The following is an 18,579-nucleotide window of genomic DNA, read 5'->3' as shown; positions in this document are numbered from 1 at the left end:
AACGGACAGGGTCACCCGGCCACAGAACGGCCTGCTACGAAGAGCGCGTCGATAACGGACGGCCACAAAAAGACGTGGCCTCCCTCGCCGAGCAACTTCATGAGTTTACCCGGCCGGGAGGCCACAGCCCAAAACGATCTACACAGCAGCCGCTACGACTACTGCTGCTCCTCGAACAGCGAGGTCACCGAACCGTCCTCGAACACCTCGCGCACCGCACGAGCGATCATCGGCGCGATCGACAGCACCGTGATCTTGTCCAGCTCCAGGTCCGACGGATCCGGCAGCGTGTTCGTGAACACGAACTCGCTCACCTTCGAATTCTTCAGACGGTCCGCAGCCGGCCCCGACAGGATGCCGTGCGTCGCCGTCACGATCACGTCCTCGGCACCGTGCGCGAACAGCGCCTCGGCGGCGGCGCAGATCGTGCCACCCGTGTCGATCATGTCGTCGACCAGGACGCACACCCGGCCCCGGACCTCACCGACGACCTCGTGGACCGTCACCTGGTTGGCGACGTCCTTGTCACGGCGCTTGTGCACGATCGCCAGCGGCGCGTCCAGACGGTCACACCAGCGGTCCGCCACCCGCACACGGCCGGCGTCCGGAGACACCACCGTCAGCTTCGTACGGTCCACCTTGGCGCCCACGTAGTCCGCCAGCACGTTCAGTGCCGACAGGTGGTCCACCGGACCGTCGAAGAAGCCCTGGATCTGGTCCGTGTGCAGGTCCACCGTCAGGATCCGGTCCGCACCCGCCGTCTTCAGCAGGTCCGCCACCAGACGCGCCGAGATCGGCTCGCGGCCCTTGTGCTTCTTGTCCTGACGCGCGTACCCGTACGACGGGATGATCACCGTGATGGAGCGGGCCGACGCGCGCTTCAGCGCGTCGATCATGATGAGCTGCTCCATGATCCACTTGTTGATGGGAGCCGTGTGGCTCTGCATCAGGAAGCAGTCCGCGCCACGCGCCGACTCCTGGAAGCGGACGTAGATCTCACCGTTGGCGAAGTCGAAAGCCTTGGTCGGCACGAGACCGACACCCAGCTGGTGCGCGACCTCCTCGGCCAGCTCGGGGTGGGCGCGGCCGGAGAAGAGCATCAGCTTCTTCTCGCCGGTCGTCTTGATCCCGGTCACAGCACTGTCTCCTCAGACGTGTTGAAAGCTGCTCGCCCCCGTGCGCGTCCGTCCCGAGCACGGTGAGCCAGCCGAATTGCGTGCACCTATCACGGTACGCCGTCGACGGCGTACCCGTTTCCGGTCAGCCCTCGTCGGCAGCAGGCGCAGCCGCCGACTGAGCCGCCTGCGCGGCAGCACTTCCCGGACGCTTGCGGGCCACCCAGCCCTCGATATTCCGCTGCTGGCCACGGGCCACGGCCAGTGCACCCGCCGGCACGTCCTTCGTGATCACCGAGCCGGCCGCCGTGTACGCCCCGTCCCCGATGGTGACAGGCGCCACAAACATGTTGTCCGACCCTGTACGGCAGTGCGAGCCGACCGTCGTGTGGTGCTTGTGCTCGCCGTCGTAGTTCACGAACACGCTCGCCGCACCGATGTTGGTGTACTCGCCGATCGTCGCGTCGCCCACGTACGACAGGTGCGGCACCTTCGAGCCCTCACCCACCGTCGCGTTCTTCATCTCGACGTACGCACCGGCCTTCGACTTCGCACCCAGGTCCGTACCCGGCCGCAGATACGCGAACGGCCCCACGTTCGCCGCCGCACCGATCACCGCCCGGTCCGCCACCGTGTTGTCCACCCGCGCACCCGCACCCACGCGCGTGTCCTTCAGCCGCGTGTTCGGACCGACCTCGGCCCGCTCCGCGACATGGGTCGCACCCAGCAGCTGCGTACCCGGGTGCACCAGCGCGTCCTGCCCGAACGTCACCGTCACGTCCACGAACGTCGACGCCGGATCCACCACCGTCACGCCCGCGAGCATCGCCCGCTCCAGCAGCCGCGCATTCAGCAGCGCACGGGCCTCCGCCAGCTGCACCCGGTTGTTGATCCCCAGGATCTCCCGGTGGTCCCCGCCCACCGAAGCGCCCACCCGGTGCCCGGCCTCCCGCAGGATCCCCAGCACGTCGGTCAGGTACTCCTCGCCCTGGCTGTTGTCCGTACGGACCTTGCCCAGCGCATCGGCCAGCAGCGCACCGTCGAACGCGAACACCCCGGAGTTGATCTCACGGATCGCCCGCTGCGCGTCGGTGGCGTCCTTGTGCTCCACGATCGCCGTCACGGCGCCGCTCGCCTGGTCCCGCACGATGCGGCCGTACCCGGTGGAGTCCGGAACCTCGGCGGTGAGCACGGTGACGGCATTGCCGTCGGCGTCGTGCGTCGCGACCAGCTGCCGCAGGGTCTCGCCGGTCAGCAGCGGAGTGTCGCCGCAGACCACCACGACGGTCCCCTCGACGGTGCCGCCGAGCTCCTCGAGGGCCATGCGGACGGCGTGCCCGGTGCCGTTCTGCTCGTACTGGACGGCGGTACGGACCTCGGCGTCGACCTCGGCGAGGTGCGCCTGCACCTGCTCGCGGGCGTGCCCCACGACGACGACGAGGTGCTGCGGGTCCAGCTCGCGGGAGGCGGCTACGACGTGTCCGACGAGCGACCGCCCGCAGATCTCGTGCAGGACCTTGGGAGTGGCCGACTTCATGCGGGTGCCCTCACCCGCTGCGAGTACGACGACGGCTGCCGGGCGGTTGGCGCTCACGGGTGTGCCCTTCGGCTTCGGGGGTGGACCCGTGCAGGATACCGGGGCCTTTAGCGCCGTTAACGAGCGCGGGTCCCGACCGTGGAGGTCGGGACCCGCGTCGTACGTGCTCCCCTGCCAGGACTTGAACCCGGACTTAAGGTACCAAAAACCTCAGTGCTGCCGATTACACCACAGGGGATAGCAAAACCGACTGAATCGGGCATTCGCCTCTGTTGATCGAGTCGACGGCACCTACTATGCCGCACCAGGCCCCTTCGATGCGACGGTACAACTCGCAGCTCGCCGAAACGCGGACGATCGGGCAGCCGCGGTAGTCGGCGCCGGCGACGTCGGCGGATTCGTGAATGGATGCCCGGAACTGGATGCGCTCGGCATCGACGTCGAGCAGGTCGAGCCGTGCCGGGTGGACCTGGGTGACTCCCGGGTCGCTGTTGATGAACGCGACGCCCTCGTCCCGCCGGCAGGGCTTGCCCTTGCTTCCCTCCGCCCAGTAGGGGGGCGACGCCCGGGCAGGGTGACGGCCTGGGTGCGGAGGGCTTCGGAGTCGGCGTACTTGCTCACGAGGTGGGGGTCGTCCGGAATGCGGGATTCAGGTCTTGTTCGGTGGACGGTTCGGTCGGACGTGCGGATACCGCTGGTTTGCATGAATTCCGGTCGCGTTCGGGCTGGGGGGCGCCCGTAGGGTGGCGGTATGACCAGTACGGGGGATCGGCAGGGCGGGGTCATGCGGGACGGGCCTCTGTGGTGGGAGCGGCGGCGGAGTGCCGTGCTCGATGTGTCGCTCGGCGCGGTGTCCGCGATCGAGTGTGCGTTCGAAGGGGTGGCGTTCGCGGGGGAGGCGCGGCTGCCGGTGGCCCTGGGGGTGGTGTTCGGGCTGCTGGTGGGGGCGTCGCTGGTGCTGCGGCGCCGGTGGCCGGTGGCGGTGGTGCTGCTCGGGATCGCGGTGACGCCGGCGGCGATGGGGTTCCTGCTGTCGGTGGTGGCGCTGTACACGCTGGCGGCGTCGGAGGTGCCGCGGCGGATCACCGCGGTGCTGACGTCGATGTCGCTGGTGGGGACGTTCGTGGTGACGTACGTGCGCACGCAGGGGGACGTGGAGGCGGACCGCGCGTACGTGGTGGTCCTGAGCGTGTTCATGGCCGTGGCGCTGACCGCGCCGCCGGTGCTGCTGGGGCTGTACATCGGGGCGCGGCGGCGTCTGATGGAGAGCCTTCAGGAGCGGGCGGATTCGCTGGAGCGGGAGTTGTCGCTGCTGGCGGACCGGGCGGAGGAGCGGGCCGAGTGGGCGCGGCAGGAGGAGCGGACGCGGATCGCGCGGGAGATGCACGACGTGGTGGCGCACCGGGTGAGTCTGATGGTGGTGCATGCGGCGGCGCTGGAGGCGGTGGCGGCGCGGGATCCGGCGAAGGCGGTGCGCAATGCGGCGTTGGTGGGGGACATGGGCCGGCAGGCGCTGACCGAGTTGCGGGAGATGCTCGGGGTGTTGCGGGCGAGTGAGGTGAAGCAGCCGGTGCCGCAGGTGGTGGCGCTGGTGGGTGGTGGTGTGGCGGAGGACGGGCCGGCGCTGGCGGAGATCGAGGCGTTGGTGGGTCAGTCGCGGGCGGCGGGGATGGTGGTGGAGCTGGTGGTTCAGGGGGAGTCGCGGGCGTATCCGCCGGAGGTGGAGCAGACGGCGTTCCGGGTGGTGCAGGAGGCGCTGACGAATTGCCACAAGCATGCGCCGGGGGCGGAGGTCGTGGTGCGGCTGGGGCATCGCGAGGGGGAGGTGGCGATGCAGGTGGAGAACGGGCCGTCGGACGGGCAGGCGGCGGGTGCGGGGCTGCCGAGCGGGGGGAACGGCCTGGTGGGGATGCGGGAGCGGGTGCTGGGTCTGGGCGGGGTGTTCGTGTCGGGGCCGACGGATGCCGGGGGGTTCCGGGTGTCGGCGGTGTTGCCTGACCGTGCCGGGGCGGAGGCCTAGACGGGGGGTGCGGTGGTGAGGCGGGTCGGCTGGAGGCCGGTGAGGAGGGTGGTGAGGGCTTCGTCGATGCCTGCGCCGAGGTACCAGTCGCCGGTGTGGTCGATGGAGTAGACGCGGCCGGTGGCGTCGATGGCGAGGTGGGCGTGGCCGTCGGCTTCGATGCCGAGGGGGCAGACGGCGGTGTCGAGGGCGCGCCCGAGGTCGGCGAAGGTGCGGGCGAGGTGGAGGCCGGTGAGGGGGTCGAGCCGGAGGGGGGTGGGGGCGGTCTGGCGTCCGGGTCCGGCGGGGTGGACGGTGAGTCCGCCGAATTCGGCCCAGGCTTCGACGGCGGCGGGGAAGACGGTGTGGCGGTGTCCGGCGGGGGTGGTGTGGTCGCGGAGGGCGTCGGCCCAGTACTCGGCCTGCTTGATGTCCCAGCGGCCGGGTTGCCAGCCGGCGGTGCGCAGGGCGGTGTCCACGGAGACGGGGAAGCGGGTCGCCGAGGAGCGGTCGTACGAGGCGGAGGCGGAGGCGGCCATCGGGCGGGTCAGCCCTTCGTGTTGTCGTCGGGTGCGGTGAGGTCGACGGGGCGGACCCCGAAGTGGGCGAGGAGGGCGTCGCAGGATCGGCAGGGGGGTGCGTAGGTGCCGTGCTGGGGGTCGCCGTCTTCGCGGATGCGGCGTGCGGTGAGTTTGGCGTGGCGCAGGGAGCGGCGGGCCTCGCCGTGGGTGAGGGGCTTGCGGGAGGCGCGTTTGCTGCGGCCGGCTTCGGCGATGGTGAGGTGGCGGGAGAGCAGGATCGCTTCGGGACATCGGCCGGTGAAGCGTTCGCGCTGTCCGGTGGTGAGGGTGTCGAGGAAGTCCTGGACGAGCGGGTGCAGGGTGGGTGGGTGGTCGCCCTTGCCCGCGGTGCTGGTGAGGGTTTCGCCGCGGACGGAGAGGGCGGCGGCGACGGTGGGGAGGATGCCGTCCCGGCGGAAGCGGAGTACGGGTGCGCCGGTGCCGTCGGTGGCGCTCCAGCGCAGGCGTGGGTCGCCCGTGGTGTCGGCTTCGTGGGTGTTGCGTGTTGCCGTGTTGTGCATGGTGGTGCTTTCCCCTCCCGTGGCCCCCGCGGTGTTCCCGCCGTCGCGCACGCCCCCGTGCTGTTGGGACAGCCTGCCAAATGTGTCCGGGGGTGCGGAAGCGGGGTCGAATATTCGTATCAATTCGGATGTTCCCGGCCGCGGGGGAGGGGGTGGTGCACGGGGAGGCCGGTGCTCTTGCCGTACCGCTTAGGCTGTGCGGAACCAGCCAGATCCAGCAGGGGGCTACCGCCATGACGACAGGTCGGCTCGGGCAGCAGGCCGTGCCACCCAACGCCGCGTACTCCGGTCAGGTCGTGCAGTTTCCCGATCCGGTTCGCGCTGCCCGGCATCCGCGGGGTGTGCGGATCGACGGGAACGGCCATCCCGACTTCTCTCCGTATGTACGTGCCGCGGTGGAGATCGCCGAGCCTCCGGAGGGGTTCGGGGTCGACGAGCTGCGGCTGACGGACTACGTGTCCGCGAATGCGGCGATGCACGCCGCGGGGCACGAGCTGTGGGACACGGTTCCGGTGGTGGGGACGCCGCACGGGTGGACGTGGCACCATGCGGCCGGGTCGCGGCGGCTGGAGCTGGTGCCGGTCGAGGTGAAGGCGCTGCTGCGGCATCATGCCGGGCTGGTGACGACGCCGGTGGATCACGGCAAGCGGGGTACGCGGCCTTTGCAGGAGCGTCGTCCGGCGCATTTCGGGTTGCCGAAGAGCGTGGTCTCGGTGTCGGAGCAGCAGGTGCAGGGTGTCGAGGAGGATCTCGGCTACCGGCTGCCGGAGGCGTACCGGTCCTTCCTGAAGGTGGCGGGCGGCTGCGCGCCGGTGGGTGTGGCGCTGGACGCGGAGCTGGGGCTGCTGGTGGACCAGCCGTTCTTCACGGTCCGCGACCAGGCTGCGGTGAACGATCTGGTGTACGTCAACAAGTGTCTGCGGGATCACCTGACGAAGGACTACCTGTCCGTGGCTTTCGTGCAGGGCGGTCTGCTCGCGGTGAAGGTGCGCGGGGAGAACGTCGGTTCGGTGTGGTTCTGCCCGTACGACGATGCGCGGGATCAGGACGGCTGGACGGTGCAGGAGCGCGTGGAGCGGCTGCTGTTGCCGTGTGGTGCGGATTTCGACGGCTTCCTGGAGCGGCTGGCGGGCAGTCCGCCGGAGCTGGAGACGGTGGCCGGGCTGATGGTGGACGGCGGCTTCGCGCACGTCGTCCCGGTGGAGGGGTAGTTCCCGATGGTGACGTTCGCGCAGGCTCAGGAGCGCGCCGAGGAGTGGATCAACGGGGACGTGCCCGCGTACCAGCACCGTGAGGTGCGGGTGCGGGAGTTCGGGCTCGGTTTCGTGGTGTGGGCGGAGGACCGTCCGGCGGGTCCGGTGTCGGGTGGCGGCCGGCAGCGGCTGGTGATCGCGCGGGACAGTGGTGAGGTCACGCTGTGGCCGGGGTTGCCGGTGGGTGAGGTGATCCGCCGGTACGAGGAGGAGTACGGGGCCGAGCCGGTGGCGGGCGGGGATTCGTCCGTGCCGCCGCAGCGGATCGATTCCGAGCAGACGTCGTTCATGCTGAGTCCGCCGGAGTGGTTGCAGGAGGCGGCGGACCGGGCGGGTGTTCCGGGCGGCGGGCCGGCCGCGTCGGCTTCCGAACCCGCGTCGGCTTCCGAGTCCGTGCCTGCGCCCGTTCCCGTTGCGGATGCTGCGGCGGAGTACGAGCCGACGGCGTCGGACGGGGTGCCCGCGGGACAGACCCCGTGGGCCGGTACGGACACCAACACCGGGGCGGGGGCCGACGAGGGGTCGGTGCCGCTGCCGGCGACGGTGTTCGCGCCGCCGCTGTCGGGTGTGGACGTGGAGGAGGGACCGGCTTCGGGGGTGGCCCCGGAGGCGAAGACGACGCTGATGGCGGGCGGCAGCCAGCTGCCGCGGACGGTCGTGAATCCTGCGCTGGCGGGCGGGCTGCGGCCCGTGGACATCGCGGACGAGGAGACGAGCCGGGCGCCGGTGGGTCCGGGTGCGGGCGCCGGCGGTGACGAGGTGCACCACGCGGCCACGATGCTGGCGGGTCCGCCGGTGACGGGTGGTCCGGGCCGGCCTCCCGGTCCGCCCGCGCCGCCCGCTCCTCCGGGTCCGCCTGCTCCTCCCGGTCCGCCGGGTGCTCCGGGTGCGGGTGCCGTTCCGCCGCCGCCCGCTCCTCCGGGTCCTCCGGGTCCGCCCGCGCCTCCCGGTCCGCCCGGTGCTCCGGGTTCCGACGAGGTGCACCACGCGGCCACGATGCTGGCGGGTCCGCCGGTGACCGGTGGACCGGGCGGCCGTCCGCCTGCGCCTCCCGGTCCGCCCGGGGCGCCGGGCGGGGACGCGCACCATGCCGCGACCGTGCTGGCGGGTCCCCCCGTGCCGACGCCTCCGGGTCCGCCCGGTGCCCCCGGCGGGGACGTGCACCACGCTGCGACCATGCTGGCCGGGCCTCCCGTGACCGGCGGTCCGGGGCCCGGTGCGGTACCGGCGCCGCCCGGTCCGCCCGGAGCACCTCCGCAGCCGCAGGCGCCGCAGGCGTCCGGCGCGCCCACGGTCGGGCCCGGCTACCAGGCCGTGCTCCGCTACCGCGCGCCCGACGGCTCCGAGCAGCAGCTCATCCGACGCTCGGCGCCCGGCACCCCGCACCCGGAGTGGCAGATCCTGCACGAGCTGCGCGCCATGAACGTGCCGCCGCAGCAGGTGTTGGAGCTGCACACCGAGCTGGAGTCGTGCGAGCTGCCCGGCGGGTACTGCGCCCGGATGATCCGGGAGACCTGGCCGCAGGTGCGGATCACGAGCGTCGCGCCGTACGGCACGGACCACGCGGGCCGTCAGCAGGGCATGCGGCATCTGCTCACCCACCAGGGTGAGCTGCACCAGGTCGCGGACGGTCCGGCGCGTCCGGCTCCGGTGCGGGCTCCGCTGCCGCAGGTGCCGCTGCAGCCGGCCGTGCCGATGGAGGCCATCGGGCAGGAGCTCGCGGGCGCCTTCGGTCCGCAGGGCGTGTTCCGCTACGACCACCGGGCGGTGTCCCGGCAGGGTGTGCCGGAGGTCGTGGCGCACACCCTCGTGGTGGCGGGTCTGCCCGTGGACTTCGGTCCGTTCTTCTGGGCGCAGGCGGTTCCGGGGCAGCCGGTGCCTACGCTGGCGGAGCTGGCGGCGCAGCGCGGGGTGCAGGCGGCCTCGGACGCGGCGTCGTACCTGGTCGTCGGCAGTGACTTCGGCAAGGCGCTGTGCGTGCAGTACGGCACGGCGCACATCGTGGCGGTGCCGGTCGAGGGGGGTCCCGGCGGTGCGCCGGTGCCGCCGCAGTTCGTGAACTCGAGCCTGCCGCAGTTCGCGCGGTCGCTGGCGATGCTGGGTCACATGTGGCGGCTTCGGATGCATCTGACGCCGGAGCAGGCGGGCCGGTGGACGGTCGATTTCCAGGCGAATCTGGCCGGGTTCGACCCGGCGGCGCTGGCGTCGCCGGAGAACTGGTGGTCGGTGCTGCTGGAGCAGATGTGGGACGGCCTGCTGTAGGCCGACCGGGTGAGTGAAGCGGCCGGTGCGGGGACCGAAAAGGTCCCTGCACCGGCCGTTTCGCGTGTCCGGATTCCGGCTTCTGACAGCAAATGGCGCATCCTTGAGCGGAAGCTGTGGTTCGCGTCGGGTCGCGTTGTCCGCATTGTCTGCGTTATCTGCGTTGTCTGCGAAAGGGGCTCCCCAGAATGAGTGCAGCCGTGTCACCTCAGGGTTTCGCGACGGTTCGCGGTCGTGGTTACCGGACCGGGCAGGTGGACCGCCGGATCGCCGCCCTGTCGGCGAGCCGGGACGAGGCCTGGGAGCGGGCGGCGCGGCTGACGGTCCTGGCGAAGCGGATGGAGGCGGACGCGGAGCGCCTGCGGTCGGTCGTGGCGCAGCTCGCGCCGCAGTCGTACGACCTGCTCAGCGAGCGGGCGCGGCGGATCCTGGCGCTGGCGTCGGAGGAGGCCGAGGAGTTGGGGTTCGCGGCGCGCGGGGACGCGGCGGCGACCCTGTCGGCGGCGGAGGCGCACGCGGAGCGGGTGGCGGACCTGGCGCGGGCGGACGCGGAGGCGGTGCGGGAGCAGACCGAGGTGCGGGCGCGGCAGGCGCTGCTGCGGGCGCAGCGGGAGGCCGACGACACGCGTACGGCGGCCCGGCAGGATGCGGGGGACTGGCGGTCGGAGGCGCTGGGGGCGCTGAAGGAGACGCGGCGGCGTTCGGACGCGCTGCTGGCGGAGCAGGAGCGCGAGCACGCGGAGCGCTGGGAGGCGGCGGAGCGGGAGTACGCGGCGCGGGCGGCCGAGCAGGATGCGCACCATGCCGAGCTGGAGGTGTACGCGCAGGGGCTGCTGACGGAGGCGAAGCGGGAGTACGGGGCGGCCGAGGAGTCGGCGCGGCACGGCCAGGAGGACGCGGAGGCGCGGGGTGCGGAGCTGATCGCGCAGGCGCGGGTGCGGGAGGAGAGGATCGCCCGGGAGACGGAGCGGGTGCTGAGGGAGCACGCGGAGGCGCAGGAGGAGATGCGGGCGCACATGAGTCATGTGCGGTCGAGCCTGGCGGCTCTGACGGGGCGTGCGGCGCCGGCGGAGGGCTGAGCGCCCCGTCTCGCGCCGTCCGTCACCGGGTCTTGTGGAGGAAGCCGGCGACGAGGGGTGCCATGTCGGGGAGGTGTTCCTCCAGGGCGAAGTGGCCCGTGGGGAAGAGGTGCAGGTCCGCGTCGGGGAGGTCGCGCAGGTAGGCGTGGGCGCCGGGCGGGGTGAAGAAGGGGTCGCCCTCGCCCCACAGGATCAGAGCCGGCGGCCTGTGCGTGCGCAGCCAGGCCTGCCAGGCGGGGTAGCGGTCGACGTTGGAGCGGTAGTCGAGGGCGAGGTCGACCTGGGCGTCCTTGCGGCCGGGCAGGTCGAGGAAGTGCTGGTCGAGGACGAGGCTGTCGGGGGACACGAGCGCGGTGTCGGTGGTCCCGGTCTCGTACTGGAAGCGGGTGCCGTCGGGGGTGAGCAGCCCGAGGATGGTGTCGACGTGGCCGGGGACCTCGCGGCGCAGGGCGATGAACTCCCGCGCGGCGTCGGAGAGTCCGTCGTCGTAGGCGTTGGCGTTCTGCACGATGAGGCCGGCGATCCGCTCGGGGCGCCGTTCGGCGAGGCGGAAGCCGACGGGTCCGCCGAAGTCGAAGACGTACAGCGCGTAGCGGGTGAGGCCAAGGGCTTCGGTGAACCCTTCGGTGACGTCGGCGAGGCGGTCGAAGCTGTAGGTGAACCCCCGGGGGGCCTGGGTGTGGCCGAAGCCGGGGTAGTCGGGGGCGATGAGCCGGAACTCGCCGCCGAGGGCGTCCATGAGCCGGCGGAACTGGTGGGAGGCGGAGGGGAAGCCGTGCAGCAGGAGCAGGACGGGGGCGTCGGTGGGGCCGGTCTCGCGGTAGAAGACGCGGACGATGTCGCCGTCGACGGGGACGTCGACGTGACGGTGGGTGACGCGGGGAACGAACATCACATGCCTCCTGGTTGCTGTTAGGCATTAGCCTCCAGGATGATCTCCTAATGAGTCAAGTGCTCGATGTAGCATTAGTCGCATGGAGACGTCCTTCCCGCTGCTCGGCGAGCCCCTCGCCCTGGATCTCGTCAACACCCGCCCGCAGGGTGTGGATCTGATCGCGACCCCGCAGGGCCTGGCGGCCTGGCTGGCGGGGCAGGCCGGTCGCCTGCCGGCGCCGGCGGCGGTGGGTGCGGCCGAGGTGGCCGCCGTCCATGCCGTACGGGAGGCCGCCGCGGCGGCGATCGGGGCGGCCCGGCAGGGCGGGGAGCCGCCCGCGGCGGCCCTGTCGGTGCTGAACGGAGCGCTGGCGGGCGCGCCGGCCCGGCGGGAGCTGCGGTGGAGCGCCGAAGGGCCGCAGGCGGCGGAGGTGCGCGAGGGGTCGCAGGACCGGCGGCTGGCCGCGGCGCTGGCGGAGTCGGTCGCCGACCTGCTGCTCGATCCGCGGCTGGGGCAGGTCCGCGCTTGCGAGGGCCACGACTGCGTGCTGCTCTTCCTCCCGGCGCATCCCAGGCGCCGCTGGTGCGTGGCCTCGGTGTGCGGGAACCGGGCCCGCGTGGCCCGCTACTACGCCCGCCACAAAGACCAGTAGGGCCCGCCACAAGGACGAACGGGGATCGTCAGGGGCTCAGTGGGGCGTGCCGTTCACGTCCGTGACGCCCTGGTCCGCCGGGCCCTGGTCCGCGGCGGCTGGCTGGGCGGGTACGGCCGGGGCGGCGGGGGCGGCGGGGGCGGCCCGGTAGGTGTACGGGTCGCTGCGCAGGCCCTTCGCCGTCGCGACGACGACCGTGAACGGCGCCCGGTCGGTGTCGGGCCGGTCCACGGCCAGCACGCCGTGGTCGAGGGTGTGCGGCTGCTGCCTGCCGTCGACGAAGACGGTCACCGGGCCGTACGCGGGGTCGGGCTCGAAGCCGCCGCCCTCGATGACCGCCTTGCCGTGCTCGCGGCCGACCCGCGTGATCACCGGATGCGGTGGCGTGGCGGCCTTGTTCAGCAGGTACGCGGCGGCCGGGGCGCCGGTCAGGGCCCAGATCTCCTCCGGCAGGCGCGGCAGGCCCGCTCCCGGGTCGCGGAGGAAGAACAGCACGACGTACGCCATCGTCACCACGCTGAAGGCGACGTACTGGAGGTCGACGAGGTCCGTGCGGCCGCCGTCGTTCGCGATGAGCTCGCCGACCGGCAGCCGGTGCCGCGCGGCCCCGTGCCCGCCCGCAGTGCCCGTACCGCCCGGCCCGACTGCTGCCGCCGGCGCCCCGGGCTTGCCGGGCTTGACGAGGGTGCCGCTGCGCAGGCGGGCGCCGACGACCCCCTTGGCCCCGATGAGGGCGACGTACGGGCCGCCGAGCAGCGGGAGGTAGATCGTCGTCAGGGTGGACAGCGGGCCGTCCTTCCCGCGGAACCAGCCGATGCCGCCGCCCGCGGTCAGCCCGTACACCAGCAGGTACAGCAGCATCCAGACGAGGACCGCCGTCCAGACCAGCGCCAGGGCCTTGGAGGTGGACAGCCGCCCGTCGCGGCCGGTGATGGCCGACGGGTCGCGGCGCAGCCACGCGTACCCCACCGCAGCCGTCAGCAGCAGAGATCCGAGCGCAATCAGTGCAGGCATGTCCGTCCCCCCGTCGTCCCCTGTGCCAGTGGTATCGCGCAGTCAGGGGACATGACAAGGCCGGGTCCCCCGCCCCGCGGGCCACGGCCCCGGCGACGGCGCGCCGTTACCCGCGGTGCTCCGGCAGCACGGGGAAGCGGCGCGGTGCCAGGAACAGCAGCACCAGCAGGGCGGCGAGGGCGGCGGCCGCGGCGCCGAGGTAGACGTGGTCCACCGCCTCCGTGACCGCGGCGCGCAGGTAGTCGGCGGCCTTGGCGCTCAGGGACTCCGGGTGCTCCAGGGCCCGGGCGACCCCGTCGAGGTGGCCGGGCAGGCCCGGCACCGGCGCGTCGGCCAGCCGCGCGGCGATGGTGGCGTTGGCCACGGCGCCGAACACGGCCGCCCCCACGCTCTGGCCGACCTGTCGGCAGAACAGCACGGACGCGGTGGTGGTGCCCCGCTCGGCCCAGCCCACGGTCGACTGCACCCCGACGATCAGCGGCAACTGGCAGAGCCCGAGGGCCGCGCCGAGCGCCAGCATCAGCAGGGTGGGCTGCCACGGCTGCGCGGGGTGCGGGAGCAGCGGGAAGGACGCCAGGCACAGCAGGGCCAGGGAGACGCCGAGGATCGCGGTGTTGCGGAATCCGATGCGCCGGTAGACGTGCTGGCTCAGGGCCGCCGAGATCGGCCAGCTCAGGGTCATGGCGCCCATCACGAACCCGGCGGCCACCGGTTCGAGGCCGAGCGCCGACTGCGCGTACGTCGGCAGGAAGACCATCGGGGCGACCATCAGCAGCCCGAGCGCTCCCAGGGCCAGGTTCACGGCGGCGATGGTGCGCCGGCGCCACACCCAGCCCGGCAGGATCGGTTCTGCGGCGCGCCGCTCGACGTACACCACGAGCGCCGCGAGGAGGGCGGTGGCACCGAAGAGGCCCAGGGACGGCAGGGACAGCCAGGGCCACGCCACTCCGCCCTGCACCAGCGCGAACAGCAGCAGCCCGCCGCACGCGAACACGCTCAGCGCGCCCTGCCAGTCGACGGGCCCGCGCGGCCCGCGCTCGCGGACCGGCTCGCGCAGGTGGCGGGCCGTCAGCCACATGGCGAGCGCCCCGACCGGCAGGTTCACCAGGAAGATCCAGCGCCAGTCGGCGTACGTGGCGAGCAGTCCGCCCAGCGCCGGGCCCGCGATCGAGGACACGGCCCACACGGTCGACATCCGCGCCTGTATCCGGGGGCGTTCCCTGAGCGGGTACAGGTCGGCGGCCAGGGTCTGCACGGTGCCCTGGAGGGCGCCGCCGCCCAGCCCCTGGACGATCCGGAAGGCGATCAGGGCGGCCATGCTCCAGGCCGCGGCGCACAGCAGGGAGCCGACGAGGAAGAGCGCCGAGCCGAAGAGGAGCACGGGCTTGCGGCCGAAGGTGTCGGAGAGCTTCCCGTACACGGGCAGGGTGACGGTGACGGCGAGCAGGTAGCCGGAGAAGAGCCAGGAGAAGACGGAGAAGCCTCCGACGTCGCCGACGATCTGGGGGACGGCGGTGGCGACGACGGTGCCGTCGAGGGCCACCAGCGCCATGCCGAGCATCAGCGCGGCGACGACCGGGCGGCCGGGACCGCGGGCGGCGGGCCCGCCGCCCGCGGGGCGGTCACCGCCACCGGGTCCGCCGTCCGTACGGGCATCCGCACCCCGGCCGCGTGTGAACGGACCGCTCTCCCCTGTGGCCACCGAGATCCTTTCACTGTGCACGTAGTTGCCCGGAACACCTTCTCACCGCGGCCCGGACAGCGGTATCCCCCGGGGCCCCTCGTCCGAAGGGCGGACATCCCCTAGGGGGGACTCCGCATTTGGGCCCAGGGGCGGCTCGTCCCGGCGGAGGACGAGACGGGCGGCGCGGCGTCCTTAACTGGTTCCTACGGGGACACGGGGGGCCGATCCTCCGGGGGTGGGGCTAACCCCCGGAGGGATACGCCGCCGGGCACCAGGGTGCCCGGCACCCTCCCCGGCACAGACTTTCCGCAGACGGAAACGCGCAGACGCACCGAAGCACCGCCGCACCGCGGACACACCGCAGCACCGACGCTTCGCAGAGAACCGCAGACGAGCGCAGACGAACGCAGACGAACGCAGACGAACGCAGACGAACGAGGAGAAGAACCGTGACAACGGCTGTGACCATTCCCCGGCACGGGGGTACGGGCGGGCGGACGGCCGTCGCGGCGCGAGCGCGCCAGGTCGTCAAGGCGTACGGCTCCGGCGAGACCCGGGTCGTCGCGCTCGACCACGTGGACGTGGACATCGTCCGCGGCCAGTTCACCGCGATCATGGGCCCGTCGGGGTCCGGCAAGTCCACCCTGATGCACTGCCTCGCAGGGCTGGACACGGTCACCAGCGGTCAGATCCACCTCGACGAAACCGAGATCACCGGGCTGAAGGACAAGAAGCTCACCCAGCTGCGCCGCGACCGGATCGGCTTCATCTTCCAGGCGTTCAACCTCCTGCCGACGCTGAACGCCCTGGAGAACATCACGCTGCCGATGGACATCGCGGGCCGCAAGCCCGACGCCCAGTGGCTGAACCAGGTCGTGGAGACCGTCGGCCTGGCGGGACGCCTCAAGCACCGCCCCACCGAGCTTTCCGGCGGCCAGCAGCAGCGCGTCGCGGTGGCTCGCGCGCTCGCCGCCCGCCCCGAGATCATCTTCGGGGACGAGCCCACCGGAAACCTCGACTCCCGGGCCGGCGCCGAAGTCCTCGGCTTCCTGCGCCGCTCGGTCGACGAGCTGGGCCAGACCATCGTGATGGTCACGCACGACCCGGTCGCCGCCTCCTACGCCGACCGCGTGCTCTATCTCGCCGACGGCCGGATCGTCGACGAGATGTTCAACCCGACCGCCGACCAGGTGCTCGACCGGATGAAGGACTTCGACGCGCGCGGGCGGACGTCATGACCGTCCTCAAGACATCGATGCGCAACTTCCTCGCGCACAAGGGCCGCATGGCGCTCTCCGCCGTCGCCGTCCTGCTGTCCGTGGCCTTCGTCTGCGGCACCCTCGTGTTCACGGACACGATGAACACCACCTTCGACAAGCTCTTCGCCGTCACCTCCGCCGACGTCACCGTCAGCCCCAAGGCCGCGGAGGACGGCGACGAGAACCCGCAGCGCGGCAAGCCGGAGTCGCTGCCCGGCTCGCTCGTCGAGCAGGTCGGCAAGGCCGACGGCGTCCAGTCCGCCGAGGGCGTCGTCGTGTCGATGTCCGTCACGGTCGTCAACGCGAAGAACAAGAACATGGGCTCCACCACCGGCGCCCCGACCATCGCCGGCAACTGGACCCGCAACGAGCTCAAGTCGATGGAGATCACCTCCGGCCACGCCCCGCGCGGCCCCACCGAGGTCATGGTCGACGCCGACACCGCCGACAAGCACCACCTGAAGCTCGGCGACGAGCTGCGCACCGTCGCCATCACCGGCGACATCCGCGCGCGCATCTCCGGCATCGCCTCCTTCAAGGTGACCAACCCCGGCGCGGCCGTCGTCTACTTCGACACCGCGACCGCCCAGCGGGCCCTGCTCGGCGCCCCCGGCAGCTTCACCAACGTCAACGTCGTCGCGGAGAACGGCGTCAGCGACGAGCAGCTCAAGAAGAACCTCGCGGCCGAACTCGGCGGCACCTACAAGCTCCAGACGTCCAAGGAAGCCGCGGACGCCAACCGCAAGGACGTCGGCTCCTTCCTCGACGTCATGAAGTACGTGATGCTCGGCTTCGCCGGCATCGCCTTCCTCGTCGGCATCTTCCTCATCTTCAACACCTTCTCCATGCTGGTCGCCCAGCGGACCCGCGAGATCGGCCTGATGCGCGCCATCGGCGCCGGCCGCGAGCAGGTCAACCGCTCCGTCCTCGTCGAGGCACTGCTCCTCGGCGTCGTCGGCTCGGTCCTCGGTGTCGGCGCGGGAGTCGGCCTGGCCATCGGCCTCATGGAGCTCATGGGCAACCTGGGCATGAACCTCTCCACCGACGACCTCACCATCCTGTGGACCACCCCGGTCATCGGCATGTTCCTCGGCGTCGTCGTCACCGTCGTCGCCGCCTACATCCCGGCCCGCCGGGCCGGCAAGGTCTCCCCGATGGCCGCGCTGCGCGACTCCGGCAGCCCGATGGACCGCAAGGCCGGTACCGTACGCGCCGTCCTGGGCCTGGTGCTCACCGGCGTCGGCGGCGGTGCGCTGTACCTGGCCGGGACCGCGGACAAGGCGTCCACCGGCTCCCTCTGGCTCGGCCTCGGCGTGGTCCTGACCCTCATCGGATTCATCGTGATCGGCCCGCTGCTCGCGGGCGCCGTGGTCAAGGTCCTCTCCGGTGTGGTGCTGCGCCCCTTCGGCTCCGTCGGACGCCTCGCCGAGCGCAACGCCCTGCGCAACCCGCGCCGTACGGGCGCCACCGGCGCCGCGCTGATGATCGGCCTCGCACTGGTCGCCTGCCTGTCGGTGGTCGGCTCCTCGATGGTCGCCTCGGCCACCGAAGAGCTCGACCGGTCGGTCGGCGCGGACTTCATCGTCTCGTCGCAGACGGGCCAGCCCGTCATGCCGCAGGCCGAGCAGGCCGCCCGGAAGGTCGCCGGCCTCGCCCACGTGACCACCTACCGCGGCGTCGACGCCAAGGTCACCGCCCCCGACGGCAGCACCGTCAAGGAGGAGCTGAGCGTCACCGACCCGACGTACGTCGAGGACGTCCGCCGGGAGATGGTCGCGGGCAAGCTGTCGGACGCGTACGCCAAGGGCACCATCGGCATCGGCTCCCTCTACGCCGACGAGCACAAGGTCAAGCTCGGGGACCGGCTCACGGTCGCCTTCACCGGCGGCAAGACCGCGACGCTGAAGGTCGCCGCGATCGCCTCCGACGAAGGCAACCTCGACAAGGGCGTCATGTACGTCGGCCCCGCGACCACCGCTCAGTACGTGCCGGAGGACCGCCTGTCGCGGCCGTTCATGCTGCTGGCCAAGGCGCAGGACGGCAAGGCCGAGGCCGCGTACGCCGAGCTGAAGGACGCGCTCGCCGCCTACCCGCAGTACCGGGTGCTCGACCAGGCCGACTACAAGCAGGACCTCAAGGACCAGGTCGGCAGCCTGCTGAACATGGTCTACGGCCTGCTGGCCCTCGCGATCGTCGTCGCGGTGCTGGGCGTGGTGAACACCCTGGCCCTGTCGGTGGTCGAGCGGACCCGCGAGATCGGCCTGATGCGCGCCATCGGCCTCTCCCGCCGCCAGCTGCGCCGCATGATCCGCCTGGAGTCGGTGGTCATCGCCCTCTTCGGTGCCCTGCTCGGCCTCGGCCTGGGCATGGGCTGGGGTGCGACCGCGCAGAAGCTCCTGGCGCTGGAGGGCCTGAACGTCCTGGAGATCCCCTGGCCGACCATCCTCACGGTGTTCGTGGGCTCGGCCTTCGTGGGTCTGTTCGCCGCCCTGGTCCCGGCCTTCCGGGCGGGCCGGATGAACGTACTGAACGCGATCGCGACCGACTAGCCGACGGGGCCGGACCGGGGACTGCGGTCCGGGTCCGGTCCGGTCCGGGTCGTCCCGGTCCGGGTCGTCCCGGTCCGGGTCGTCCCGGTCCGGGTTCGGGGGAGAGCAGGGGGCGGGGGGGGGGGGGGGGGGGGGGGGGGGGGGGGGCCCCCTCCTCTTTTGGAAAGAAAACCAGCGTGGGATCTCAATCAGGGAGGAGAACGAAGTGAGGGAGATCTACA

General features: G+C 72.2%; 14 protein-coding genes and 1 tRNA gene. 7 read left to right on the top strand and 8 right to left on the bottom strand.

Annotated elements, in window-relative coordinates; genetic code table 11:
- Positions 1–158 precede the first annotated feature (158 nt).
- The 3 genes from ACZ7H1_RS14025 to ACZ7H1_RS14015 form a co-directional block, all read right to left on the bottom strand.
- The gene (locus ACZ7H1_RS14025; protein ID WP_470786495.1) at positions 159–1,136 is read right to left on the bottom strand and encodes a ribose-phosphate diphosphokinase; all 978 of its coding nucleotides are present in this window, start codon (positions 1,134–1,136) and stop codon (positions 159–161) included.
- Between the two features lie 124 nt (positions 1,137–1,260).
- Complete coding sequence (gene glmU / locus ACZ7H1_RS14020; protein WP_470786493.1) at positions 1,261–2,709, bottom strand: bifunctional UDP-N-acetylglucosamine diphosphorylase/glucosamine-1-phosphate N-acetyltransferase GlmU; 1,449 nt, start codon at positions 2,707–2,709, stop codon at positions 1,261–1,263.
- A gap of 109 nt (positions 2,710–2,818) precedes the next feature.
- Positions 2,819–2,890 (bottom strand) — tRNA-Gln (locus ACZ7H1_RS14015).
- A gap of 513 nt (positions 2,891–3,403) precedes the next feature.
- Between ACZ7H1_RS14015 and ACZ7H1_RS14010 the strand changes: the two genes are divergently transcribed.
- Positions 3,404–4,672 (top strand): sensor histidine kinase, encoded by a 1,269-nt coding sequence (locus tag ACZ7H1_RS14010; RefSeq protein WP_470786491.1) that lies wholly within the window; start codon positions 3,404–3,406, stop codon positions 4,670–4,672.
- On the opposite strand, the gene ACZ7H1_RS14005 is transcribed toward ACZ7H1_RS14010, so the two are convergent.
- Both ACZ7H1_RS14005 and ACZ7H1_RS14000 read right to left on the bottom strand, forming a co-directional pair.
- Positions 4,669–5,190 (bottom strand): SUKH-3 domain-containing protein, encoded by a 522-nt coding sequence (locus ACZ7H1_RS14005; RefSeq protein WP_470786489.1) that lies wholly within the window; start codon positions 5,188–5,190, stop codon positions 4,669–4,671. The genes ACZ7H1_RS14010 and ACZ7H1_RS14005 overlap by 4 nt on opposite strands.
- A gap of 8 nt (positions 5,191–5,198) precedes the next feature.
- The gene (locus ACZ7H1_RS14000; protein WP_470786487.1) at positions 5,199–5,732 is read right to left on the bottom strand and encodes a YwqJ-related putative deaminase; all 534 of its coding nucleotides are present in this window, start codon (positions 5,730–5,732) and stop codon (positions 5,199–5,201) included.
- 233 nt (positions 5,733–5,965) lie between these two features.
- On the opposite strand from ACZ7H1_RS14000, the gene ACZ7H1_RS13995 reads away from it, so the two are divergent.
- The 3 genes from ACZ7H1_RS13995 to ACZ7H1_RS13985 all read left to right on the top strand — a co-directional run bounded on the left by ACZ7H1_RS13995 (position 5,966) and on the right by ACZ7H1_RS13985 (position 10,326).
- Entirely contained in the window at positions 5,966–6,943 is a 978-nt protein-coding gene (locus tag ACZ7H1_RS13995) for an SMI1/KNR4 family protein (RefSeq protein WP_470786485.1), read from the top strand.
- 6 nt (positions 6,944–6,949) lie between these two features.
- Positions 6,950–9,247 (top strand): SUKH-4 family immunity protein, encoded by a 2,298-nt coding sequence (locus tag ACZ7H1_RS13990; protein WP_470786483.1) that lies wholly within the window; start codon positions 6,950–6,952, stop codon positions 9,245–9,247.
- 200 nt (positions 9,248–9,447) lie between these two features.
- Positions 9,448–10,326 carry a cellulose-binding protein gene (locus tag ACZ7H1_RS13985; protein ID WP_470786482.1) on the top strand — a complete coding sequence of 293 codons (879 nt, stop codon included), beginning with the start codon at positions 9,448–9,450 and terminating at the stop codon, positions 10,324–10,326.
- 22 nt (positions 10,327–10,348) lie between these two features.
- Here ACZ7H1_RS13985 and ACZ7H1_RS13980 read toward each other — a convergent pair whose 3' ends face one another.
- Positions 10,349–11,218 (bottom strand): alpha/beta fold hydrolase, encoded by an 870-nt coding sequence (locus tag ACZ7H1_RS13980; protein ID WP_470786480.1) that lies wholly within the window; start codon positions 11,216–11,218, stop codon positions 10,349–10,351.
- An 82-nt stretch (positions 11,219–11,300) separates the two neighbouring features.
- On the opposite strand from ACZ7H1_RS13980, the gene ACZ7H1_RS13975 reads away from it, so the two are divergent.
- The gene (locus ACZ7H1_RS13975; RefSeq protein WP_470786478.1) at positions 11,301–11,852 is read left to right on the top strand and encodes a CGNR zinc finger domain-containing protein; all 552 of its coding nucleotides are present in this window, start codon (positions 11,301–11,303) and stop codon (positions 11,850–11,852) included.
- Between the two features lie 36 nt (positions 11,853–11,888).
- On the opposite strand, the gene ACZ7H1_RS13970 is transcribed toward ACZ7H1_RS13975, so the two are convergent.
- Entirely contained in the window at positions 11,889–12,866 is a 978-nt protein-coding gene (locus tag ACZ7H1_RS13970) for a hypothetical protein (RefSeq protein WP_470786476.1), read from the bottom strand.
- Between the two features lie 106 nt (positions 12,867–12,972).
- Positions 12,973–14,568, bottom strand: coding sequence for an MFS transporter (locus ACZ7H1_RS13965; protein ID WP_470786474.1), 1,596 nt, complete (start codon positions 14,566–14,568; stop codon positions 12,973–12,975).
- A gap of 431 nt (positions 14,569–14,999) precedes the next feature.
- Here ACZ7H1_RS13965 and ACZ7H1_RS13960 point away from each other — a divergent pair, with 431 nt between their 5' ends.
- On the top strand, positions 15,000–15,788 hold the full coding sequence (locus ACZ7H1_RS13960) for an ABC transporter ATP-binding protein (RefSeq protein WP_470786473.1): 789 nt from the start codon (positions 15,000–15,002) through the stop codon (positions 15,786–15,788).
- Entirely contained in the window at positions 15,785–18,358 is a 2,574-nt protein-coding gene (locus tag ACZ7H1_RS13955; protein ID WP_470786471.1) for an ABC transporter permease, read from the top strand. Before ACZ7H1_RS13960 ends, ACZ7H1_RS13955 begins: the two co-directional genes overlap by 4 nt.
- The last annotated feature ends 221 nt before the right edge of the window (positions 18,359–18,579 follow it).

This window comes from Streptomyces sp. NPDC037401 (assembly GCF_055602345.1).
Note: the sequence above shows the minus strand (reverse complement) of the source record. Positions and strands in the feature narration are given on the sequence as shown.

Excerpts from the sequence above, each read along its gene's own strand:
- ACZ7H1_RS13995 (WP_470786485.1), top strand. The coding sequence starts at position 5,966 with ATGACGACAGGTCGGCTCGGGCAGCAGGCCGTGCCACCCAACGCCGCG.
- ACZ7H1_RS13975 (WP_470786478.1), top strand. The coding sequence starts at position 11,301 with ATGGAGACGTCCTTCCCGCTGCTCGGCGAGCCCCTCGCCCTGGATCTC.
- ACZ7H1_RS14005 (WP_470786489.1), bottom strand. The coding sequence starts at position 5,190 with ATGGCCGCCTCCGCCTCCGCCTCGTACGACCGCTCCTCGGCGACCCGC.
- ACZ7H1_RS13980 (WP_470786480.1), bottom strand. The coding sequence starts at position 11,218 with ATGTTCGTTCCCCGCGTCACCCACCGTCACGTCGACGTCCCCGTCGAC.
- ACZ7H1_RS14010 (WP_470786491.1), top strand. The coding sequence starts at position 3,404 with ATGACCAGTACGGGGGATCGGCAGGGCGGGGTCATGCGGGACGGGCCT.
- ACZ7H1_RS13990 (WP_470786483.1), top strand. The coding sequence starts at position 6,950 with ATGGTGACGTTCGCGCAGGCTCAGGAGCGCGCCGAGGAGTGGATCAAC.
- ACZ7H1_RS13955 (WP_470786471.1), top strand. The coding sequence starts at position 15,785 with ATGACCGTCCTCAAGACATCGATGCGCAACTTCCTCGCGCACAAGGGC.
- ACZ7H1_RS14000 (WP_470786487.1), bottom strand. The coding sequence starts at position 5,732 with ATGCACAACACGGCAACACGCAACACCCACGAAGCCGACACCACGGGC.
- ACZ7H1_RS13970 (WP_470786476.1), bottom strand. The coding sequence starts at position 12,866 with ATGCCTGCACTGATTGCGCTCGGATCTCTGCTGCTGACGGCTGCGGTG.